The following is a 21,800-nucleotide window of genomic DNA, read 5'->3' as shown; positions in this document are numbered from 1 at the left end:
CACTGCCCCCTATGGTTACCTTCGACTGTCGCGCCGAGCGAGTCGACGGCGTGACGCTCGTCACAGCGACTGTCGGCAACATCGCCGAACCGACTCGAATTACTGTCCGGAACCGTCTCGATGGCCCTCTCTGGCCGCCGAGAACGCAGGGCGTTCCTGCAGCCGGTTGGTCCGAGGACGGGTTCGAAGGGGTCCTCAGACCGGAAACGCAGGCGCTCGGGTACGCGACGCCAGCCCCACCGTCTGCACAGCCGGCGGAGCTGGTGAGTACCGAGCCGGCACCTGATACGACGATAGCGGACGACCGACTCGACTCCGCGGACGCCGTTCTCAGAGAACTGGGTGACCCGTCGCCGCCTGCTGCTGCCGTCCCAACAGCTGAGTCAGTGCACGTAGCCGAAGCCGCGAGCGCTGGGTCGCCCGGTCCAACGCCGGAACAAGACATCGAACCGCAGCCAGCGGGACGCCAACCGTCAGCCGAACCGAGGACTGCGGCCGGGCACCAGCCGGACCAGCAACTCCCCGATGCAGTTTCGCAGTGGCTCGAAACCGTTGCTGGGCGGGTCGACCGTGCTGAGCGGCTAGCCGAGGCGGATTCGCTGTCAGCAGCGACGGCTGCGGTTCGCACGGCAGACGGCCTGTCTGGCGTCCGGACGGTCGCGGCACGGGGCGAGACCGACGAGCAAATGCTCCGGGCGCTGGCCCGACGGGCCGAGCGGCTCGCCGACCGACGAGCGGCTGCCACGGTGCCGACTGAGACCCTGTCCCGCCTGGCATGATTCTGGCAGTCACCGGCGGGAAAGGCGGTGTCGGCAAGTCGACTGTCGCGTACAATCTCGCGGCAGAACTCGACGCGCTCGAACGGACCGACAGCAGGGATTCGCACTCGACCGCGAACGCCGGGAGCGTCGTCGTTGACGGCGACCTCGGGATGGCGGACCTCCCGTCCAGTCGTGGTCCCGACCTGCACGACGTTCTTGCCGACCGCGCCGACCCGCACGAAACTGTCCGGGAGGACGGTCCAGTGACTCTCGTCCCATGCGGACGAACGCTGGCCGGTGCTCGGAGTGCCGACTTGCGGGGGCTCACAGATGTATTCGCCGCGCTGGAGCGGACCTATCGCTGGGTCATTGTGGACTCGCCGGCGGGGATGCACGCCGACGTGGGGTTACCCCTTGCTGCTGCCGACGCTGCGGTACTCGTCACGACGCCGGAGGACGCGGCGCTCGCTGATGCGCTTCGGGTCCGGGCGCTGGCCCGCGAACTCGACGCCGGACTCTGTCGGGTCGTCCTCAACCGTGCCGGTCCGAACCCCGCGACCGGGGCTGTCGCGGACCGGTTCGGTGCGCCAGCCGTCGCTATCCCGAAAAGTGAGCCGCTAGCGACGGCACAGGCCCATGGACAGCCGCTTCGAGAAACAGCGCCGGACACGTCGGCTCGGCGCTCGATTGAATCGCTCGCTGACGCCGTCTATTCCTGTAGCTCGGTGTAGGTCCCACGTAGCGTGACCGGCGTTACGTCCGCTGTCTCTGCCGCTTTGGCCTGCGTAAGTGCCACGTCCTGCTCCTGAGCCGCAGTATAGAGACACGCCGCCGCGACGCCCGCCGGATTGCGCCCGCTGACCAGCCCGCGGTCCTGTGCCTCGTCGACGAGCTGTTCCGCGCGCTGGCGGACCGCCGTCGGCAGGTCCAGCGTCGTCGCGAACCGAGGGACGTACTCGCGTGGGTCAATCGGACCGGTCGGCAGCCCGAGCTCCCTGTTCAGGGCGTCGTAGGCCGCGCGGAGTTCCGCCTGTGTCGCCTTGGCGACGGTACAGAGTTCGTCGACGGTCCGGGCAACACCTTCGGTCCGGCAGGTGGCGTAGATGGCCGCGGCCGCAAACCCTTCCAGCGTCCGTCCCTGCAGCAGATCCTCGTTCTGTGCGGATTCGAACAGCACACAGGCCCGGTCCCGAATCGCGTCTGAAAGCGCCATTGAGCTGATGATACGTCGGATCTCGGTGAAGGCGTACACCTTGTTTCGCTCGCGTTTCGAGCTGATCTGGGCGCGGTTGTGCTCGCGCCGGAGGCGGGCAAACTGCCGCCGCTTGCGCCCTTTCAGCCGTGTCGACCGGCCGATCTTCGTCGAGAGCCCGCGGTCGTGACGCGACCGCGTCAGCGGCGCGCCCGTGCGTGCCCGGTCGGTGTCGTCATCCTCGAATGACCGCCACTCCGGGCCGGGGTCGATGGCGTCCTCGCCGACGACCAGCCCACAGCTGCCACAGACCGATTCGACGCCCTGTTGTTTGACTGACCCGTTACACTCCGGACATTGCGTTACCGTCGTACTCATGTTTCCACCTACGGCTGGATGGAGGGTTAAAAAACCGATGCAACGGCGGGTTTTCGGGCGCTTTTCGGCGAAACTGCCTACCGGTAACCGGTAGGTAGGAACTGGGATTGACACCAGCGCCTATCGAGATACCGACAGCATTAAATTCCAATGTAGAGAAGTAAATTTTTAATGGCATTGTCGGATATCGCCGCTGGTGTCGAGGTCACGACCCGCCAGCGTGACCGCGGCGTCGCTGCTGTCGACGAGACGGACGCGCCCCTCCCGGAGCGGCTGGCCCCGTTTGCCGACGACCTCCCGTGTTCGGCGGCGGCAGCGGCAACTGTCGTCGAGGCCTACGCAGCCGGTCGGAGTGTGGGCGATGCAGGCCGCGCCGCCGGTGTTGCGCCCGTGCTGGCCGCAAAGACGCTCCATCTCGTCGGCGAGCAAGTGTCACCGGTCGGCCCACAGGGCCGTGAGATAATCGCCGATTGGCTTGCCGGAGACCTCTCCCGCAGCGACGCCATCGCACTCGCTGACGTGACTGAACAGGAGTTTGCCCTGGCTGTGTACATCGAGACGCACGACCCGCTGCCCGCGGCCCGTGACGCCGTCGAGGGAGCGCTTACAACTGAGGACCGGGACCCGTTAGGAGAGACGATGAGCGACGTCGGCGAGCTGCTGTGAGCGTGTGTGAATAGCTTTCTCGGCGAGGTCGGGGGTGAGCGATGTCGGCGACCTGCTGTGACGGTGTCGCAACTGCTCTCTCGCTCCCCACCTCCTGTCTGGGGCATGCTTAACACCCATGGCTGCAAACCCGGAGATATGTCGGCTTCGGAACTGGCGGACCGGGTGGCAGAGGTGCTTGCGACGGACAGCGAGGCGTTCAATGAGCGCGCTCGCGAGGAGGCGCAGGCGCTCAAATCCGCTGTTCGTGACGGGACGTTTGACAACACGGAAGCGATCGTTGGTATGGAACTGGAGCTGTATGCTGTTGATGAGCAAACCGACGCGCTCCAGCGGGTTCCTCGCCAGTTGCTTGAACTCATCGGGTTCGAGAAGGAGCTTGGCCTGCACAACGCCGAGATGCAGACGAGCCCACAGCCGCTGAACACCCACGGACTGGCGGCCCAGCGAAACGAACTGAAGGCGTCGCTGATGCCGGCCCAGCAACGGGTACGCAACGAGGGCATCCGCCTCGTCTCCGACGGTATGTGGACTGTTCCGCCCGCCGGCGAGACAGCCGAGACGTATCTCTGTGACTGTGTCGAACAGAGCGGCGTCCGCATTGGGACGAACATGTCGGACTCCGTCCGCTATCACACGATGGCCAATACGGACTACCCCTCGGCGTTCGAAATTGACGCACCCCACGTCTCCCTGCAGGCCGAGACGGTGATGCCGGAATCACTTATCACTTCGATTCAACCCCACTACCAGATTCCCCACGCCCCGGACCTGCCGGAGTATTTCAGCTACGCGCTCCGAATTGCTGCGCCGCTGCTGGCGCTTGGCGTCAATTCGCCGTTTTTCCCGCCGGACCTGTACGACGACGCGCCCGACCCGGAGATCGTTGCGGGGGCGAACATGGAGAACCGCATCGGCGTCTTCGAGTCAGTCCTCAATCCGCCCGATGGCGATTCGACGCCACCGAAGGTCTGTTTCCCACCGGATTTCGACACCGTTGAGGATGCCATCGACGACATCGTCGCGGACGACACCATCGTCCCGGTCGACCTGCCGTCGGGCACCCGCTTCGACGACGACTTCGTTCACCTCCGGCACAAGCATGGCTCCTACTGGCGGTGGGTCAGGCCGGTGTTTGAGGGAGCCACCCGGTCGGCGGCTAACGCCCGCATCGAGTTCCGCCCGCTGGCCGCACAGCCGACCGTCGACGACGCGATTGGTTTTGCAGCCGTCTTTGCCGGCCTGATGGAGAGCCTACCGCGACTCGAACACCCAATCCAGTCACTGGACTGGGAGACGGCAAAGCAGAACTTCTACACCGCCGCTCGGAACGGACTCCGGGCGAAAATCGAGTGGATCACCGCTGATGGAGCAACGACGACCAGCACCGAAGAGATATACGGTGAACTGTTCGAGCACGCACGCGAGGGGCTCGAACAGCGGGGCCTCTCGGCGGAAGAGGCCCATGGATACATCCGGCCGTTGCGCGAGCGCGTCGACCGCCGGCTCACGCCCGCACGCTGGAAACACGACTACGTCCGCCGCCGCGTCGAGGAGAACGTCCCGCTGGCCGAAGCCATCTGGGGGATGCAGGCCACCTACATCCGCCATCAGGAGGGGAACCTGCTGGAGGGGAGTTTCGTCGACTGGTTCGAGTAACCTCAGTCCCCGGTCGCTAGTTCCGACTGTTCCGCCTCCTCGCGTTGGTCCGCAATCCCTGCGCACGCGACGACGCTTGCGCCCAGTTCTTCGACACGCTCTATGATGTCTCCGTCGGCGATGGTGCCGTCCTCGAAGGCGGCCCACGAGTCGGGGATGGCGACATCTTGCGGGAGCGGCCAGCCCTTCAACTCCAGGACGGAGGCCCGAAGATGCTGTAGCGTCGGCGTGGGGAACCCGCCGCCGGCCACTGCAAGGATGCCGACGGTCGTCCCCTCGACATCCTCGATACTGCAGTAGTCGAGCGCCGTCTTCAGCGGTGAGGCGATTGTGCCATGATACACGGGCGTTCCGAGGACCATCGCGTCGGCCTCGCGGACACGGGCAGCGAGTTCCGGGCCGTCACCGGAGTCTGCCGCACTCGCGTCAGGGTCGAACAGCGGGAGGTCCCACTCTCGAAGGTCGATGTGTGCAACCGTCGCGCCAGCCCCCGCTGCTGCATCGAGGGCGTGCTGGACGGCGATTCTGGTTCCGCTCTCGTCACGAAGGCTGCCGCTGACACCGATAACGTGTGGCGTGTCGTGCATTGTGTGCCTGTTCGTAGCTGCCGCCTATCAGTAAGTATTCTGAGAAATGGATTTCAGTACGTATTCTGATAGGTGGCTACGTCGCCAGACGATCCGTTGTGACATTGCGATTTTCACCCGCGTTCACTGCGGAATACCCTGCCAACCCCGGCTATCGTTGTCTGTGACTACGCCTGGTCTTCGTCGTCGCCCGCTGTCTCGTCCGTCTCGCCGCCGGCTTCGGACTCCGCCGTCTCAGCTTCTGCGTCTGCCTCGTCCATCTCCTCGTGTTCGGCCTCCTCCGTCTCATCCATCTCCTCGTGTTCGTCGTGTTCAGCGAACTCGACTTCGGCTTCCAGTTCGATTTCGACGCCTTTGCCCTCTAGTTCTGCCTCGAACTCAGCCATGTCTTCGACTTCGGCTTCCAGTTCCGCTGTGTCTATCTCTACTTCGACTTCCACTTCGACGGAAACGTCGTCTCGGTCCATACTCATATTCTGAGGGGCTGACATAACTCCGTTTTGCAATCGGCACCCTGCGGACGACTTCGACATCGATATGTGTGTCAATCGCCGACAGGTTGCTATGAGCGACCCCGTGGATGTGACCGTTGACGCTGACGACGAGTCGGAGTCGGTCCGCATCCACGACGACGGCGGCGAGGTCGAAGCCGGCGACGCGACCGTCCGATTCAGCTTTTCTGGGACTGGCGACGATGTGCAGTCCAGCGGTGACGACGAGCAGTCACCCGACGACAACGACGACGGTGACGAGCCGCGCCGTATCGTCGACCTCGATTCGGTGCCCACCGACAGCACGCTCGTCTTCGAGGCGCGCGACGGTCGGCGCGGTGTCAACTGCATCCTGCACCGTTCGGGCGATGCCGTCGCCGCCTGGCGCAACTCCTGTCCCCACCAGCCCGAGGTCCCGCTGGACCCGGGCCGGGGCGCGATTGTACGGGGTGACCAGCTGGTGTGTCACAAACACGGCGCGCAGTTCGAACCCGACGACGGCGTCTGCACGCATGGGCCCTGCGCTGGCGATGCTCTCGACAGTATCGAGGTCTCGGTTCGGGACGGCGACGTGTACCTGACCGACGAGCGCTTCGAGCGGGCCGACCGGCGCTGACACGCTGTCAGACTGTTTTCGGTTATCTCCCAATAAGCAGCGCCGTCAGTCGTCGGCGACGGCCGGTTCGCTGTTGTTCCGCGGGTCGGCCTCACGCCACGTTCCTCGGAGGAACCAGGCCGCTGCAAGGCCGGCCGCGAGGACGTTCGAGACGGCGAAGGCCAGCCAGATGCCCTGTTCGGCCAGTGAGTACGCGAAGAGGTCGACGACCTGCGGGCCGAGCCATGCCGGGACCGAGACCGGGCGGGAGGCGACCCAGGCGACCGGCAGGCGGATGATTCCCAGCATGGTAACTGCCAGCGCCGCTGCGGTGAGTGTCTTGCCGGCCCCACGGAACCCGCCGGAGTAGGCCCGAACGATGCCGATGAAGCCGAAGGTCGGGGCGACCCACTGGAGGAACTCGGCCCCGATGCGGACGACCTCGGGGTCGTCGCTGAACACGCTCACGACGGCTGGGGCGGCGAAGATAGTAACCACGCCGAGGACGGTGAGGATGGCAAACGAGACTTTTGCGGCGAAGTGGTTCGCCGTCGCTGCGCGGTCAGGCCGCTCGGCACCGAGGTTCTGGCCGGTCATCGTCTCGACGCCGCGGTCCATCGCGATGGCCGGCATGAACACCAGCGAGAACACGCGGATACCGACGCCGAAGGCTGCCACGACGGTCACGGAGAACGTCCCGACGATGAACAGCATGGCGTTGACCGACAGTGCGCGGCCAGTCCCCTCAACGGAGGCCGGGATGCCCAGCCTGAGCAGTTTCCGGAGGTACTCCAGGTCGGGGGCCATATCGCTGAGGTGAATCCGCACGCCGCGCCTCCCCGACAGGAGGATACCGATGCCGACGACTAGCGCCACACCGCGGGAGAAGATGGTCGCGACGGCCGCGCCGACGACACCCATCTCGGGGAACACCCACCAGCCGAAGATGAGGAACGGGTCGATGACGATGTTCAGTACGACGGTCCCGAACATCACCAGCATCGGCGTGATGGTGTCCCCGGCCCCGCGCATCAGTGAGATGAACACGAAGAAGCCGAACATCGCCGTCAGCCCGAGCGAAACGACCTGTAGGTAGCCTGTCGCGCCCGGGAGCACCTCGTTGGATGCGCCCAGCAGCGACAGAAAGTCCTCGACGAAGAAGTAGCCGGCCGTGCCGAGCAACACGGAGGCCAGCAGCGCGAACGTCACGGTCTGGGAGGCGGCGTACTCGGCCTCGCGGTGCTCCTCGGCCCCGGTGTGCTGGGCGACCAGCACGCTGCCTGCCACTGACAGTCCCATGCCGAGCGAGATGAGCAGGAAGATCATCGGGAAGGCAAAGGAGATTGCCGCAAGCGCTGTCGTGGAATACTGGCCGAGCCAGAACGTGTCGGCGAGGTTGTACGCCACCTGGAGCAGGTTCGTGATGACGATGGGGAAGGAGAGAAACAGCAGCGGCTTGCCGATGTCGCCGCTTGTCAGTTCTAGTTCCTCTTGCCCCTTGAACAGGTTCCCGAGTCGCGCTCCCAAGCGGCCTAGTTTCTGCCGGACGCTCACGCTGTGACCTCCTGCTGTCCGTCGAGAAGGTGCGTCTCGACGTACTCGGTGAGCATCCGTCTGGTACACTTGACCGGGCGTCCGGTCGTGACGCGCTCGGTCGCAGCCCCGGTCAGCACGGTGACGATGAACTGGGCGGTCTCATCGGCGTCGAGGTCCGATTTGAACGTCCCGTCAGCGATACCGTCTTCGAGAATCACTTCGAGTTCGTCGACGAGGTAATCGTCGAACTTCGTGAGCCGCTCGCGAAAGCCAGGTTCGTATGGCGCGTGGGCGCGGATTTCGAGAATCGCCGTCCCGAACTCTTCGCTCCCGTCATCCGGCTTGTCCAGCACGGAATCGATGAGCGAAAGCAGGCGCTCGTGTGGGGTCTCGCCGGCGGGGTCCTCGATCCGGTCGACGAACCCGTCATAGAGGTATTCGAGGAACGCACAGAGGAGGTCGTGTTTGCTGTCGTAGTGGTAGTGGAGGGCAGCCTTGCTCTTGTCCGACTCGTCAGCGATGTCCTGCATCGTCAGATCCGCGTAGCCGTGCGTACACAGCGCACGGTAGGTCGCATCCATAATATCGTCGGCCGTATCGCCGTCATCCATTACGTGTTACTAACTGACTGGTCAGTCAAGTATTCGTCGGTACCGTCTGCGGGTGGGTTCGCATGCCCTGCTATATCGGGCTCAGACTCGCGGGAGCCGTCGCTCTGGGAGAGGTCGGAACGACGGCAGAAGGCCAGTCGCTACTCCTTCAGGTCGAGGTCGAACTGTTCGTGTTCGCTTGCGGCGTTGAGTACGACGGAGGTGTTCGACTCCCTGATGTCCGGGTCAGTGAGGAGTTCCTTTATCTGGGCGTTCATGCCGTCGGTATCGGTGAACTTCCCGACCGCGATGATGTCGTAGTCGCCGGTGACCTCGTACACGGAGATCATCTGCTTGTGTTCTTTGAGGTCTTCGGTGACTGCCGGGAGCGACGACCCCTCCACCTTGAGCTGGATGATTGCCGTCACGTCGTAGCCGAGCTTGTCGTAATCGACCTTGGGGGTGTACCCGTTGATGATCCCCTCGTCCTCAAGATCGGAGAGGTGATTTGAGACGGTTGTTACCGATACGTCGAGGTCCTCTCCGAGGCTTCGGAGGCTGGCACGGCCGTCACCCAGAAGTGCATTCACTAGCTCACGGTCGAGATTTTCGTACGTCATTACATTGGCGGACGCCCCCCAGGGATTAGAATTTTACGAATGTCCAAATGTAAGCGAAAGCGTCGAAACCTTTGCGCAAATCAGCAGGGTTTTAGTAGTAGCACCGCTCCTATCGGGTGTCCAAAGATGACAAGCGAACTTTCAGAGGCGGCACAGGAGGTACTCGACGAAATCGACGAGAAGAACGTCGACTTCCTTCGGCTCCAGTTTACCGACATCCTCGGCACAATCAAGAACGTCTCGATTACAGCCGACCAGGCAGAGAAAGCGTTCACAGAGGGTATCTACTTCGACGGCTCCTCTATCAACGGCTTCGTCCGGATTCAGGAGTCCGACATGCGTCTGGACCCGGACCCCTCGACGTTCTCCGTCCTGCCGTGGAGAGAAAACGTCGAAGGCGGTTCGAGTGCCCGTCTCATCTGTGATGTCATCGACACCTCGACCGGCGAGCCGTTCTCCGGCGACCCGCGTGGCGTCCTGAAGCGTGCCATCAAGCGCGCCGAGGACATGGGCTATACGGTCAACGCTGCCCCCGAGCCCGAGTTCTTCCTGTTCGAGGAAGACGAAGAGGGCCGCGCGACGACCAAGACCAACGACGCCGGTGGCTACTTCGACCTCGCGCCGAAGGACCTCGCCTCCGACGTGCGCCGTGACATCATCTACGGCCTCGAAGACATGGGCTTCGACATCGAAGCCTCCCACCACGAGGTCGCACAGGGCCAGCACGAAATCAACTTCACCTATGACGACGCCCTGACCACGGCCGACAACGTCGCGACCTTCCGCTCCGTCGTTCGCGCCATCGCGGCCGAGCACGACCTGCACGCGACGTTCATGCCGAAGCCGATTCCGAAAATCAACGGCTCCGGGATGCACACGCACATCTCGCTGTTCACCGAGGACGGCGAGAACGCGTTCCACGACGACGACGACGAGTTCAACCTCTCCGAGACGGCCAAGAGCTTCACCGCCGGTATCCTCGAACACGCACCGGCCATCACCGCGGTCACTAACCCGACCGTGAACTCCTACAAGCGTCTAGTCCCGGGCTACGAGGCTCCGGTCTACGTCGCCTGGTCCGACCGGAACCGCTCGGCGCTCATCCGCAAGCCGGCCGCCCGCACGCCGGCCGCAAGCCGTATCGAGGCTCGCTTCCCCGACCCGTCGTGTAACCCGTACCTCGCCTTCGCGGCGCTCATCCACGCCGGACTCGACGGTGTCGAGCGCGACCTCGAATGTGAGGACCCGGTCCGCGAGAACATCTACGACTTCGACGAGGAGAAACGCGAGGAGTACGGCATCACCACGCTGCCGGAGAACCTCGGCGAAGCCGTCGACGAACTCGAAAAGGACGAGGTCATCAGCGACGCGCTCGGCGAGCACGTCTTCGAGAACTTCGTCGAGGCCAAGCGTCAGGAACACAAGGAGTACCTCGTCGACGTCTCCGACTGGGAACTCGACCGCTACCTCGAGAAGTTCTAAACGGCCGCCGCTTCAGTATTTTTTCGCGAGTTGCTCACCGGCCAGCGGTAGCGTTAGCAGGACCCCGGTCCCAAGCCCCGCAAGTAACGTGACGACGCCCGGCGTCGGGTCTAACCCGAACGTCACCCCGAGCAACGTTCCAACCGAGACAACGCCCAGCAGCGCTGTGATACCGACACCGTGCCGGGTCGGTTCCGGGATTGAATCTCCTAAGAGCGCCCAGACCACGGCACCCGCGACAGCGACACCCAGCGCGCCGGCCGAATTGCGGGAAACGCCGGTGACGAACAGCCCTGCCACGGCGATGACGGCCGCGAAGCCGAATACTCGCTCGGGCGTTTTGAGTGCGCTGAGGGCGAGTACGAGGGCTGTCCCGGCGATGGCAAAGCCCGCGACGATGTCGGCGAGGTAGTGGACGCCCAGTACTAGCCGGGAGAGCCCGATGAGGGCAACGATTGTCGCGGCGACAGCGGTGCGCTGTCGGCGCGTGCCGACCCGGAGCGCCCACGCGATACCGCCCCAGACGAGCAGCGAAAGGGTGGCGTGGCCACTGGGGAAGCCAAACCCTTCGCCGGTCGCCATCGACTCGTAGACGCCCCGCAGCGCCGCCGGGAGCAGTTCGGCGTGGGTGGCCGTGCCCGCCCCGGGCGGCCGTGGCAGCGCGAACACGCCTTTCAGTGACACGACGAGCGCGACGCCGACGGCGAGCAGTGCCACCAGCATCGCCGTCCGGTCGCGAGTGAGGTCCTGCCCGAGTTTTGGCGTCCACGGGCCGAGCCAGTACAGCAGGCCACAGGCCAGAAACGTGAACCAGAAATCACCCAGCTGGGTGATTAGAGAGAACAGCACGACGACTGCGCCGGGCAGCGCCGACAGCACCTCGGTGACGCCGACAGCCCGTATCACTGTCGCCAGTCGCGCACGCGGTCAACGAGCCGTCCGGGGAGGCCGGTGGCAGTAAGCGTCACACCGACAGCAATCATGATAGCGTAAAGGCCCAGTACCGACAGCCAGATGACCAGCATCGCCAGCACGGCCCAGAGCCCCTTCAGGTAGTAGAACGCGCCGAGGGTCATGATCGTGCCGTACAGCAAGACGATGTAGGGGCCCCACTGTCGGGCGTGGCCGCGGCGCATCCGGCGGCGGACGTACTGCTTGAGGTCCGACCGCACCTCGTCACGGTGGAGCGTCCGGCCCTCGATGTCCTCGCGGAACGACTCGAACTCCTCGCGGAGTTCCTGTAGTTCCTCGTCTGTCAGCGTATCAGTGTCTCGTCCGGTCGGCCCGGTTCCGGCTGGCGGGGGCGTGTCGGTCTCGTCAGCGTCCTCACTCATCGCTTTGCCGGACCGTCGGCGCGATACCTGTTGTAGTTGCCGGTCCGCGAGCGCCGCGTTGACCGCCGCGCCCACGAGGAGCACCTGTCCGGCGAAGTAGAACCACGTCACGAGCAACAGGACCCCGCCGATGACGCCATACACCTGATAGGAATCGGCCTGCGCCGCATAGACGTTGAACCCCGTCCCGAGCAGTGTCCACCCACCACCGGCAAACACCGCGCCGGGAACGGCCTCCCGCAGTGTCATCTCTTGGTCGGGAAAGAGGTAGTACAGCGGGAGGAAGGCGACTGCCAGCACGGGAACGAGCGCGAGCCCGCCGAGCGCGACCTGTACGCCGAGCACCGTCCCGAACGCGCCGATGATACCGAGCCCGACCAGTGCGATGCCGATGCCGCCTAGCGCGGCCAGCCCGTCGACGATTTCTCGGACAATCGAGTCGGGGCCGTCCGTCCCGTAGACGCGGCTGAAGGCCGTATCCAGTCCGCGAAACACCTTGAGCGCGCTCCACAGCGTCACGCCGACACCGAGCACAGTCGCACCACCGCGACCGGCCCCGCTGGTCAGCGCGTCTTCGAGCAGTGTCGACGCCGCCGGTGTGAGCACATCTCCCGCCGCCGTCACGATTCGCTCTGCGAAGGCTTCTCCGCCCGCCAGCGTGCCGACGACCAGCGTCAGCAACAACAGCGGCAGGAGCGAGACGAACATGTAGTAGGCGATGCCGGCGGCGAGAAAGGAGACCTCCTCTTCCTGAACGGTTCGGATGACAGCCCGACCGACGGAGACAGCGCGTGTGCGGTCCACGCGAGCACGTCAGAGTGGAGCCACAAATATACTGTCGACTGGCTGATGTCAGTCGGCCATCGACGCTATCTCAGTCGTCGAGCGCTGCGTCGGGCCGGTACGACCGGCTCACGACCCGCCACGTCCCCGACCGGAACCGATAGTAGGTCACCGCCGCGGGAACCGCCGTTTCGACGACGAGCGAGGCGTATAGCGCGAGTTTGCCAAGCGGCGTGACGTAGCCGAGATACGCCAGTGGGAGGGCAAACAGGTACATCCCGGCCAGCTGTGAGTAAAACGGCCAGCGCGTGTCGCCGCTGGCACGGAGCGGCCCGACTGAGCCGCCGTCGACGCCACGGAACACGACACTGGCACACGCAACGGCGACGAACACTGTCACCAGCGGGAGCACTGTGGGGTCCGAAACGAACAGACGGGCGATGCCCCGCGAGAACGGGAGCAGCATTGCTGCGACGACGATGTACACGCCGATACTCAGCCGGAGTACTGTCTCCGCCCAGATGGTCGCCTCGGCCTCGTCATCGTCGCCGAGTGCCTGCCCAACGAGGCTACTCGATGCGAGGCTCAGCCCCCAGTTCGGCGTATCAAGCAGCGCCCGGACGCGGAGTGCCACGACGTAGGCCGAGACGACGCCGGGCCCGAACAGGCCGACGATGAACAGCCGGGGGAACTGCGCCCCGGTCCGTGCGAGGTTGGCCCCTACGAGCGGGGCCCCGGTCCTCGTGAGGTCGCGAGCCAGTCCGCTATCGAAGAACGGCCGGGTGACCGGTATCTGTATCGGCAGTGTACCGACGAGTGGGAGTCGTCCACGAGTCAGCCCGACAGCGAACCCGACCGTGACGAGGACGTTCGCAACGACTGTCCCGAGCGCCGCACCGACGACACCGAGGTCAGCCACGAAAATGAGGACGGCGCTCAGCACGATGTTTCCGACCGCACCGCCGGCCCGTAACAGCATCGGCGTCCATGCGTCATCAGCCCCGACGAGTGCTCGGCTCCCGATGAGGTTGAGCACTGCAAACGGCACACCGAGGGCGACGACGCGCAAGTACCGCACACCGTACCTGATTGCCTGTGGCCCTGTCCCAACCAGATCGACGAGTAAGCCTGGAAGGACCCAGTACACCACTGCGAACGGGACAGTGGCCGCTACCACGACGACACTGCTGGTCGTAACGGTGACCGCTAGCTCCTCGCCGGCGTCGGCCCCGTAGCGCTGTGACACCATGCCGATAGTCCCACCAGCAACACCTGCGCCCAGCGCGAACACCAGTTCCCAGAACGGCGCGGCGAAGCCGACGCCGGCGATGGCGGTCGGTCCGAGCGCCAGCCCCACCATCGCCACGTCGACCGTCGACTTCGACATCCGGGCGAGTCCGGTGACGATCCGGGGCCAGGACAGGTCCGTCGCTCGCCGGACCCGCTCGCGTTCGACAAGCCCGAACCGCGCGAGCAAGCTGCCGACGAGCAGCAGGACGCCACGGACTGGATTGTACGTGGAGGGCACGTGTTCGCCCCTCCTTTGCAGTCGAACAGGAAAGGCGTTAAGAAAGGGGAGCCGCCCTCACAGGGTTTATACAGCGCCGCCGCAACGACCGGATATGGATACGGAAGCGGCCATCCGGAACGGGACGATGCAGGTGACGATCCTGTTGCTCGTCGCGGCCGCGCTGGCTATTGGCTTTGGCGTCGCCGGGGTCGGCGCGTCCCTGCCGATTGTCGTGGGCCTGCTGGTACTGACGGCTGTGCTGTACGCCGTCCGCCCTGACGAGGACCGATTCGGTTCCGTCGCCGGTGTCGATCTGGACGGCGTCGTCCAGTCGCTGTGGCTCGCGCCGCTCGTTACGGCTCTGCCGCTGCTCGTTCGCCTGTCGGCCACACCCGGCGAGGTGCAGGCTATCGGCGGGCTGCTTGGGCTCGCGGGGATGGCGAACTACTTCCTGCGCCCGGTGTATCTGCTGGGCTATGACCTCGTCTCCGCGGTTCGAGAGAGCGTCGGCCGGGCGAACGGTCGGTGAGGCGATTGCCGACGGCGACGCTCGCCACGGGATTTACACAGTCCGGCTGTGTGGTACGACTGGCGACACTATGCCGTGGCCACAGCCAACATCTTGCCGGAGGCGGTCGGCGTGATTGCCGCTCGGCTTCGAATTCGCCTCCCAGAGGACATCTGGATCGCTGACGTCTCACAGGCGAACCCGCAGGCCACGTTCCGGTTGCTCTCCGGTATTCGAGCCGCGACGAGGGCGGTCGAACTCGGCGAGGTAATTACCGATGACCCCGCGACCGCCGGCGACGCTATCGCGACGCATCCCTCGGTTACCGCATACGAGGAACTGGAACGCACTGCCGATCGGGTACTCGCGAAGTACGAGACGACGGACACGGACCTGTACGAGTTCGTCGCTGAGTCCGGCCTCCCTATCGAGTACCCGGTCACTGCCGAGAACGGCTGGTACGAGTTCGACCTCACCGGGTCCCGTGCGGAGTTCGACCACTTCCGGACGGCGATTGAGGACGCAGGTAGGCAGTACGAGCTGCTGTCGCTCGTTCACAGCACAGATCCGTCCGGACTCCTGACAGAGCGCCAGCGGGACGTCCTCATGGCTGCGCTCCGAGCGGGCTACTTTGAGTTGCCCCGCGACTGCACGCTCGCCGACCTAGCGTCGGCGCTCGATATCGACAAGTCGACCGCGAGCCGTGTGCTCAGACGTGGACAGACGCGAATTGTCAAGTGGTTTCTCACCACGGCGGCCTCGCAGTCCCCGGAGAATCGCTAACCGTGAGTGACGACTACTGGTCGCTCACTCTGGACACACCGTGTTGCTCCTCGGTCCAGTGAGCCGTCTCACGTGTGCGTTCTGCCGGCGATGACGGCGCTTCGAGAAGCTGTTCAAGCCGCCGCTCGAACTCAACTTCTGAGAGTTCGCCCCGAGCGTACCGCTGGCGAAGCGTGGCCAGCGCCGACTCTGTCTCGCTCTCCCGGTCGGTGGTCGTATTGCGGGTGTCACTGTCTTGATTGTATTCGACCACCCCCACTGCCACCGGGAGGACCACACCAAAGCCGACGACGAACACCAGCCAGAACGACTCGACGCCCAGTGCCAGCAATCCGAACGCAATGAGCAGTGTGGCCGCCGTCACGACTGCTGAGACGACTGCGCTCACCGGCTTGGGGCGCGCGTGGGACAGCGTTTGGCTCATCGGCCACCTCGAAGAACGAGGACCCCGGTGTACGCTGCCCCGATGGCGACAGCAGCGATGAGTGCAAGCAGGACCCCGAAGGCCCCGTAGCCGAGCATCGGATCGCTGTACGGTGCAATGATGTCCGACGGTGGTTCGATAGCCCAGGGACCGAGGTGGACGGACGCGAGCACCACGCTGTTCGCCGTAAAAAATCCGAGCCAGTACCGCAGTCCGGTCCGCCCGGTTACCGTGAGGACGAGGCCGATTGCCAGGAGTGGGTAGACGGCGAGACTGAGCGTGAACGCGTTTACTTCGGGGGTCAGCGGCCAACCCACGTGGTTCCCGCGGACGATGTGGTCGACGTGATGCGCGGCCCCGAATAGCGCCGGCACGAACAACACGAGAATCATCTTTCTCGGGACGGTAGCCGTACTTGCGACGCGACTGTTCGAACGGTGTTCGTTCCGTTCCATATGTACACAGAACGGACACAGTGAGGTGACGCTTACAGCAACATGTTGCATCCCGCTAGTACCGGTACCGCTGTTCGCGGGCGGTCAACGAGCACCCGGCGGTCTCAGTCTGCCGTCGCCTCGCGTATCTCTACCACGTCGGCGTCCGTCTTGAACGTCGTGCCGCCGTAGTGCGTTCGGGAGGCCGCGTAGCCAGCGTCACGGAGCTTCTCGATGAACTCGTCCATGGCTTCAGCGCCGCGCCCCCAGCGCTTGCAGAGGCGGTGCTGGTCATAGTGGGTCGGAGTGTCGATTTCGGCCCCGAGCGTCGCCAGCAGTTCTTTGGCTTCGTCGGCGGTGCCCATCTCTTCGCTCACCTGCTCTGAAACGGCGCTGATGAACTCGGGGTCACAGGTCCGACCCAGCCAGATGGGACCGGCCGTCTGGAGGTGCTTCTCACAGACCGGACAGTCCTCGGGCTGGTCGGCGATGAGGCCGTAATCGTGGTCGCGCCAGAGGCAGTGCTGGCAGTGGTGGACGTAGCCGAGTTCGTCGATGCAGTCGTTGGCGACTTTTGCGCCGTGGTCGAACTCCAGATAGGTCCGGGCGTAGTGCTTGGTCGCGTGGCTGAGAATCGGTCGGGCAGCGATGTCGTAGCGGGCGGCGGTGCGGACCATCGCCGATAGAAGGACGCGCATCCCCATCTCGGCGTGGAACTCGGTATTTCGTGGCACCGCGCCATACGAGCGGACGCCGCTCTCGAAGTGCGCGCCACACAGCGGCGCGGTGTCGGTGGCCGTCACACAGAGGAGGTGTTTGGTCCCCTGCACCGCCGCGTCGGCGAACGGAATCGGCGTCCCGAAGGGGTCCACGTCCACTACGTCGAACGCCTCGGAGTGCATGAGCACGTTCGCGTCCGACCGCCGGACCGAGGCCGCGAGGTCGTTGCGTTCGAGGTTCTGTTCACACAGCGCCGTTGCGTCGTCGTCGATATCACACAGCGTCGTCTCCCAGTCGTTGGCCGCCGCGCGGACGCCACGGATACCGCTGGCGGCGGTGGCGTCCAGATACGTCGACACGCGGGGGGTTCGCTCTCGGTAGGCCCGCAGCGCCGCCACGGTGATGTCGCGGTTCAGCTCCTGTACGGGGTTGAAGAATACGTCCGCACCCTTCCCCGCCTCCGGCTGTTCCGGCACCGTGACCGTCACCCGGCCCTCACTGACGCGCATACTCTCCGGTCCGTGCGGGCGCCGTTAAGTCGTTCGAACCTGCCTGTCGATGCTTCCGTACTTGAGGGTGGCGTGAACAGCCAGAAAGCCCCGAGGCGCTGGCATCGGAGGTCTCGCTGCGCGCTGCCTCGCTCCTTCCAGTCGCTCGTGCAGTGCTTGCGTCGCCCGCCGTCCGCCAGCGCCTCGCCCCTTCCAGTCCCACCCGTGTTGGCAGTGTAATCGCACTGTGCATGCCGGCTGTGCAGTCGCACTCAGCACGGTCGGCAGACTGTCCCCGTGATTACCACACTCATCTTGCTTCGGCGGCCGTCCGCTCTCGGGGCAGTCGAACGGTTACCGTCGTTCCGTCGCTCGTGTCGAAATCGAGGTCGCCCTCCAGCGTCGTCGCGGTCCAGCGGACGAGCCAGAGGCCGATGCCGCTGCCGTGGTTCAGGTCCGTCTCGCGGCCCCGCTCCAGTACGTCGAGTTCGTGGTCCGGCACCCCGGGGCCGTTGTCGCTGACGGTCAGCACGACATCGTCGCCCTCGACCGCGGCGGTGACGGTTACGACGGCGTCCGGAACGTGCTGGAGAGCGTTCTCGACGAGATTGGTAAGCAGGATTTCCAGCAGGGCGGGCTGGGTCGTCAGCCGGAGGTCGTCGGGTATCTCAACCGTGACCGAGCCACCGTATTCCTCGCGGGCGGCGTCGATGACTTCGGCGGCGAGGTCGGCCAGCACGACGGATTCGAGGCCTGCGTCGTCGGCACCCGCTTCTGCAAGGGTTCGAGCCTTCTGGCCGGAGTCGACCAGACGACCGACAGACTGCTCGATGGTCGCCGCATAGTCCGCGTGGTCGCCGTCGAGTTCCGTCGCTAGCAACTCCGACCGAGCCTGGATGACGACACTCTCGTTGCGGACGTTGTGTCTGAGAAAGCGATTGAGCACTTCGAGGCGGCGTTCACGCCGGATCTCGTCGGTGATGTCCTGAAAGACGACGGTGTATCCCAGTTGCGTGCCCGTCTCGTCCCGGAGCGCCGTCTGTTGGACCTTGTACTCGCGGTGCCGACCATCGGCCTCGATGGACACCCGCGAACTCCCCCCGTCGGTTGCGATGTCATCGCCGCCCAGAAAACCGTTCAGCGGCTCCGTCAGTGCCTCGTGCTTGTCGACGGCGAGCATCTGTTCGGCGGCGGGGTTGAGATTCACGACGCGCCCTTGCTCGTCGACGATGGCGACCGGCGTGGCGATGTCGTGGATTGCTGCCCGCTCGCCGGCCCGCCGGGTCGCCGGGTGGAACTCGAACATATCGCTGTGAACGAACGCGTACAGGTCCAGCGCGACGTGGGGCAGAAACAGGAGCGGCGTCAGATTCACTGCCGGAACCGGCCCGATACCGCCGGCCCACAGCAACACCGCGGCCCCGGGCGGTATCGGACTCAAGCCGACCGCCAGCGCCTCGCGCCGGTACAGCGGGCCGTAGCTGACGACCGTATCGAACACCAGCAGGGTCCCGAAGCTGACGAACAGCATCGCGACGATGATTGTGAGCAGTCCCACCGGCAAGACGGCGTAGTCGGCCCCCGCGCTGCCGGCAGCCGGTACGACCCGGAACCCCTGCCAGACCACAGTATGGAGTGGGTTTGTGACGACGAGCGCCGTTTCGACGAGCGGCAGCACCGCCACGCCACGGTACCAGCCGCTTTCGAGGACGTTTGTCCGGCCCGTGTATCCCAGCGCGAACGAGAGAAAACAGAAGCCAATCCAGATGATGCCCAGCCAGGATACCATCTCCAGAGCGAGGCGCAGTGCCGGGTCGAACACCAGCAGTGCCGCGCCGTAGCTGAAACACCAGACCGTCTGTGTGACGATGGTCGCGACGAACCACCGCGCGCCGGGCTTGTCCCAGTGTGCCTGGAGCTGGGCCAGCAGGTACAGCGACCCGAATCCCGAGGCAAACGAGCCCAGCGCCAGCCACGGGAGGTCGAGGTTCATGCCGGAATAAATCTGTACTCCGTGTTTATGTTTCTGGGCACAGTACAAGCATTGATAACTTCTCGCCGCCGGTGGCGAGCCAGCTGGAATCTGGCTGCTGAAGCCGACGCCGTTTTGTCACCCCTTTCCGTAGCACGGATGTGACTGATGTCGAGGAGTGGGTGGCCGACCTCGAAGCCGCCGGTGAGCTGACCCCCGATGCAGTGTCGGCTATCGTCGCCGTCCACGATGACCGCGGTCATCAAGCTATCGAGGCCGTCGGCGAGGGCCGCGTCAAGCAGTACCGCGATTTCACCGTCGTTGTCGGCCATGACGACGAGTACATCGTCGAGGACGGCGGCTGCACCTGTGCCGACAGCGAGTACAACCTCGACGCCGACGACCCCGACCAGCTTTGCTGGCACGCTATCGCGGTCCGCATCGCCGAGGCTATCGACGCCGTTGACGAGCACGATATGTGGTACTCTGAGGTCCGGGAGTTCCTCTAGACTACCTTTTTCCCGCTCGGGTGAGCGCATAGCGCTCACCTCTCGCGGCAAAAACGTGGGCGAAAAAGGCGCGAATCGCGGAGCGATTCGCGTGAAACCGCGCGCCGTCGGCGCGCGGTATGCTATGCGGTACGGCTTCCTCACCGCTCTGCTACTGCTACCGCACTGCTCCGCTCCTGCTACTGCCCCCGCTACCGCTCCACTGACCGCCCAGCCCCGTACGCAATCCGTCCTTCCAGTGAGAATCGAAGGACGGACCGGGAGCCGAGGTCGAGGGACCGGAGCGTGTCGGCCCGTTCGTGGTCACCCAGGTCCACGTCGATGCGGCTGCTCAGCGGCGCAGCCCCTAGTTTCCCCTGGAACTCGACCGGCGTCCGTTCCAGTCGTCCCTCCCGAACCGCGTAGCTCTCTATCTGCTCTCGGTGTTCCCAGGTCCGGGGCCAGTCGATGCTGACCGTCGCCACGCGGTCGCCGTCCTCGACGACCGTCGTCTCGCGGCGGGTCGTGTTGTCGTGGTGGCTGATGTTGGCGACTGTTTTCGGATAGCCCCAGATTTCGTCGCCGAGGGCGCGAGCGGGTTCAGTTGTCACCGGGAGCGACCAGACGTAGCCACCGATATCGCGGGTCAGCAGTGGCACCAGTGGTGGCTGCCACTCGTCCGCCGTTGCGCCAATCAGCACCGCGAACTCGTCGTAGGGGGCCATCGCGTCGTCGCCGATACGGTGATACTCGACACAGAGGAGCACGACTGCGGCCTGCCGGGCCGTTACTCGAACCGGTGTCAGTCCATCGGGCAGCAGCGACTCGGCAACGTCGTATCGCGCCGGGAGCACCGCGCCGGCAACCGTCGCCTCGGTGACCAGCGGCAGCGTCACTTCGTGGCCGGTCGAGAGCCGAACCCGGTCGCCGTCGGACAGGTGTATCATAACCACCGCCCCAGAAGCGCGCTCGCCCGACCGAACCCACGGTGTATCGGGTCCTGCAGTCGCGCCGGGAGCCAGTGGGTCCATCGGACGAACGTGGCGAAGGCCCCGACAGGATAGCGGGCCTTCGGCGGGTCGTCGGTCGCTGCGGCGAGTACCGTCGCCGCGACGGCTTCTGGCGTTGTCGCCAGCGGTCCGCCGGTGAGGACCCAGCCGTCCTCCAGCGCGTCGTACGTCCGGTCGTAGGTCGGCGTCCGGTCCGCATCACGCAGGCTCTCCAGCGCGCCATCGGCGAACCCCGTCTCGACCCACGCCGGTTCAACGAGCGAGATATGGATGTCGTCCGCGCCGGCCACCTCTATCCGAACTGCGTCAGAAAGCGATTCAACGGCGGCTTTCCCGGCTGAATACGCGCCGAGTCCGGGCGACGCGGTGTGGCCCAGGACGCTTGAGACGGTGATGATGCGCCCGCCGTGTTCGCGCATCTCGGGCAGCACTGCCTGTGCGAGTCGGTGTGGGCCGTGGACCAGCACGTCGAACTGCTCGCGAACGTCGTCGCTGGAAACATCCTCGACTGGGCCGGCGACCCCGTACCCGGCGTTGTTCACCAGACAGTCGAGTCGTCCCGCTTCCTCGATGATGTGGTCAACGACAGCCTCGACCTGCTCGCTGTCAGTTACATCGAGTTCGAGACAGCGACAGCGCTCGCGGATATCCGCTGGAAACTCGGTCCGAACATCCGTCGCGTAGACGGTCCAGCCGTCGTCGGCGAACGCCTGCGCCGTCGCCGCTCCGATACCCGACGCTGCGCCGGTGAGCAGCACAACAGAAGCTCCTGTAGACATACAAACGAAC

24 protein-coding genes are annotated in these 21,800 nt (G+C 64.9%); 9 read left to right on the top strand and 15 right to left on the bottom strand.

What is annotated here, in order from left to right:
* Window positions 1–11: 11 nt before the first annotated feature.
* Window positions 12–779, top strand: a complete 768-nt coding sequence (locus tag G9C82_RS08970) for a hypothetical protein (RefSeq protein ID WP_127013912.1) — start codon at window positions 12–14, stop codon at window positions 777–779.
* On the top strand, window positions 776–1,492 hold the full coding sequence (locus G9C82_RS08965; RefSeq protein ID WP_127013911.1) for a P-loop NTPase: 717 nt from the start codon (window positions 776–778) through the stop codon (window positions 1,490–1,492). Before G9C82_RS08970 ends, G9C82_RS08965 begins: the two co-directional genes overlap by 4 nt.
* Here the strand turns inward: G9C82_RS08965 and G9C82_RS08960 are convergent.
* Window positions 1,471–2,331 (bottom strand): transcription initiation factor IIB family protein, encoded by an 861-nt coding sequence (locus G9C82_RS08960; protein WP_007187827.1) that lies wholly within the window; start codon window positions 2,329–2,331, stop codon window positions 1,471–1,473. The genes G9C82_RS08965 and G9C82_RS08960 overlap by 22 nt on opposite strands.
* A gap of 171 nt (window positions 2,332–2,502) precedes the next feature.
* Here G9C82_RS08960 and G9C82_RS08955 point away from each other — a divergent pair, with 171 nt between their 5' ends.
* Entirely contained in the window at window positions 2,503–2,997 is a 495-nt protein-coding gene (locus G9C82_RS08955; protein WP_004960103.1) for a hypothetical protein, read from the top strand.
* Window positions 2,998–3,135: 138 nt separating this feature from the next.
* Window positions 3,136–4,656, top strand: a complete 1,521-nt coding sequence (locus tag G9C82_RS08950) for a hypothetical protein (protein WP_004960105.1) — start codon at window positions 3,136–3,138, stop codon at window positions 4,654–4,656.
* A gap of 2 nt (window positions 4,657–4,658) precedes the next feature.
* On the opposite strand, the gene G9C82_RS08945 is transcribed toward G9C82_RS08950, so the two are convergent.
* Together G9C82_RS08945 and G9C82_RS08940 are read right to left on the bottom strand one after the other, a co-directional pair.
* Window positions 4,659–5,243, bottom strand: coding sequence for an NADPH-dependent FMN reductase (locus tag G9C82_RS08945; RefSeq protein ID WP_127013910.1), 585 nt, complete (start codon window positions 5,241–5,243; stop codon window positions 4,659–4,661).
* 167 nt (window positions 5,244–5,410) lie between these two features.
* Window positions 5,411–5,710 (bottom strand): hypothetical protein, encoded by a 300-nt coding sequence (locus tag G9C82_RS08940; protein WP_007187829.1) that lies wholly within the window; start codon window positions 5,708–5,710, stop codon window positions 5,411–5,413.
* 97 nt (window positions 5,711–5,807) lie between these two features.
* Between G9C82_RS08940 and G9C82_RS08935 the strand changes: the two genes are divergently transcribed.
* Complete coding sequence (locus G9C82_RS08935) at window positions 5,808–6,350, top strand: Rieske 2Fe-2S domain-containing protein (protein ID WP_007187830.1); 543 nt, start codon at window positions 5,808–5,810, stop codon at window positions 6,348–6,350.
* A gap of 45 nt (window positions 6,351–6,395) precedes the next feature.
* Here G9C82_RS08935 and G9C82_RS08930 read toward each other — a convergent pair whose 3' ends face one another.
* From G9C82_RS08930 to lrp, 3 genes are all read right to left on the bottom strand, one after another.
* Entirely contained in the window at window positions 6,396–7,883 is a 1,488-nt protein-coding gene (locus G9C82_RS08930) for an MATE family efflux transporter (protein ID WP_004960120.1), read from the bottom strand.
* Window positions 7,880–8,476 (bottom strand): TetR/AcrR family transcriptional regulator, encoded by a 597-nt coding sequence (locus tag G9C82_RS08925; protein ID WP_011224422.1) that lies wholly within the window; start codon window positions 8,474–8,476, stop codon window positions 7,880–7,882. The genes G9C82_RS08930 and G9C82_RS08925 overlap by 4 nt, the downstream gene beginning before the upstream one ends.
* Window positions 8,477–8,616: 140 nt before the next feature.
* Window positions 8,617–9,075: an HTH-type transcriptional regulator Lrp gene (gene lrp / locus G9C82_RS08920; RefSeq protein ID WP_004960124.1), complete on the bottom strand. Its 459-nt coding sequence runs from the start codon at window positions 9,073–9,075 to the stop codon at window positions 8,617–8,619.
* Window positions 9,076–9,201: 126 nt separating this feature from the next.
* Between lrp and glnA the strand changes: the two genes are divergently transcribed.
* Window positions 9,202–10,557 (top strand): type I glutamate--ammonia ligase, encoded by a 1,356-nt coding sequence (glnA, locus tag G9C82_RS08915; protein WP_007187832.1) that lies wholly within the window; start codon window positions 9,202–9,204, stop codon window positions 10,555–10,557.
* 12 nt (window positions 10,558–10,569) lie between these two features.
* Here glnA and G9C82_RS08910 read toward each other — a convergent pair whose 3' ends face one another.
* The 3 genes from G9C82_RS08910 to G9C82_RS08900 all read right to left on the bottom strand — a co-directional run bounded on the left by G9C82_RS08910 (window position 10,570) and on the right by G9C82_RS08900 (window position 14,202).
* Window positions 10,570–11,463, bottom strand: a complete 894-nt coding sequence (locus tag G9C82_RS08910) for a phosphatase PAP2 family protein (RefSeq protein ID WP_007187833.1) — start codon at window positions 11,461–11,463, stop codon at window positions 10,570–10,572.
* Window positions 11,460–12,695 carry a YihY/virulence factor BrkB family protein gene (locus G9C82_RS08905; protein WP_004960133.1) on the bottom strand — a complete coding sequence of 412 codons (1,236 nt, stop codon included), beginning with the start codon at window positions 12,693–12,695 and terminating at the stop codon, window positions 11,460–11,462. Before G9C82_RS08905 ends, G9C82_RS08910 begins: the two co-directional genes overlap by 4 nt.
* Window positions 12,696–12,765: 70 nt before the next feature.
* A complete protein-coding gene (locus G9C82_RS08900; RefSeq protein ID WP_127013909.1) occupies window positions 12,766–14,202 on the bottom strand; it encodes an MATE family efflux transporter in 1,437 nt (478 codons plus the stop codon).
* A gap of 94 nt (window positions 14,203–14,296) precedes the next feature.
* Here G9C82_RS08900 and G9C82_RS08895 point away from each other — a divergent pair, with 94 nt between their 5' ends.
* Entirely contained in the window at window positions 14,297–14,713 is a 417-nt protein-coding gene (locus G9C82_RS08895) for a hypothetical protein (protein WP_127013908.1), read from the top strand.
* A gap of 75 nt (window positions 14,714–14,788) precedes the next feature.
* Window positions 14,789–15,475, top strand: a complete 687-nt coding sequence (locus G9C82_RS08890) for a helix-turn-helix domain-containing protein (RefSeq protein WP_241244094.1) — start codon at window positions 14,789–14,791, stop codon at window positions 15,473–15,475.
* Between the two features lie 13 nt (window positions 15,476–15,488).
* Here the strand turns inward: G9C82_RS08890 and G9C82_RS08885 are convergent, their stop codons facing one another.
* The 4 genes from G9C82_RS08885 to G9C82_RS08870 form a co-directional block, all read right to left on the bottom strand.
* Entirely contained in the window at window positions 15,489–15,899 is a 411-nt protein-coding gene (locus G9C82_RS08885) for an SHOCT domain-containing protein (protein ID WP_174789915.1), read from the bottom strand.
* Window positions 15,896–16,354, bottom strand: a complete 459-nt coding sequence (locus G9C82_RS08880; protein WP_127013907.1) for a hypothetical protein — start codon at window positions 16,352–16,354, stop codon at window positions 15,896–15,898. Before G9C82_RS08880 ends, G9C82_RS08885 begins: the two co-directional genes overlap by 4 nt.
* 104 nt (window positions 16,355–16,458) lie before the next feature.
* The gene (locus tag G9C82_RS08875; RefSeq protein ID WP_127013906.1) at window positions 16,459–17,562 is read right to left on the bottom strand and encodes a tRNA (guanine(26)-N(2))-dimethyltransferase; all 1,104 of its coding nucleotides are present in this window, start codon (window positions 17,560–17,562) and stop codon (window positions 16,459–16,461) included.
* Between the two features lie 289 nt (window positions 17,563–17,851).
* Window positions 17,852–19,534 carry a histidine kinase N-terminal 7TM domain-containing protein gene (locus tag G9C82_RS08870; protein WP_127013905.1) on the bottom strand — a complete coding sequence of 561 codons (1,683 nt, stop codon included), beginning with the start codon at window positions 19,532–19,534 and terminating at the stop codon, window positions 17,852–17,854.
* A 140-nt stretch (window positions 19,535–19,674) separates the two neighbouring features.
* Here G9C82_RS08870 and G9C82_RS08865 point away from each other — a divergent pair, with 140 nt between their 5' ends.
* Window positions 19,675–20,022, top strand: coding sequence for a hypothetical protein (locus G9C82_RS08865; protein WP_004960560.1), 348 nt, complete (start codon window positions 19,675–19,677; stop codon window positions 20,020–20,022).
* Between the two features lie 191 nt (window positions 20,023–20,213).
* Here the strand turns inward: G9C82_RS08865 and G9C82_RS08860 are convergent, their stop codons facing one another.
* Window positions 20,214–20,948, bottom strand: coding sequence for an acetoacetate decarboxylase family protein (locus G9C82_RS08860; RefSeq protein ID WP_007187840.1), 735 nt, complete (start codon window positions 20,946–20,948; stop codon window positions 20,214–20,216).
* On the bottom strand, window positions 20,945–21,790 hold the full coding sequence (locus G9C82_RS08855) for an SDR family oxidoreductase (protein WP_127013904.1): 846 nt from the start codon (window positions 21,788–21,790) through the stop codon (window positions 20,945–20,947). The genes G9C82_RS08860 and G9C82_RS08855 overlap by 4 nt, the downstream gene beginning before the upstream one ends.
* Between the last annotated feature and the right edge of the window lie 10 nt (window positions 21,791–21,800).

It is taken from the genome of Haloarcula sp. R1-2 (genome assembly GCF_011627385.1).
GTDB classification, from domain to species: domain Archaea; phylum Halobacteriota; class Halobacteria; order Halobacteriales; family Haloarculaceae; genus Haloarcula; species Haloarcula marismortui.
The sequence above is the reverse complement of the archived record's forward strand: the minus strand, read 5'-3'. Positions and strand labels throughout refer to the sequence as shown.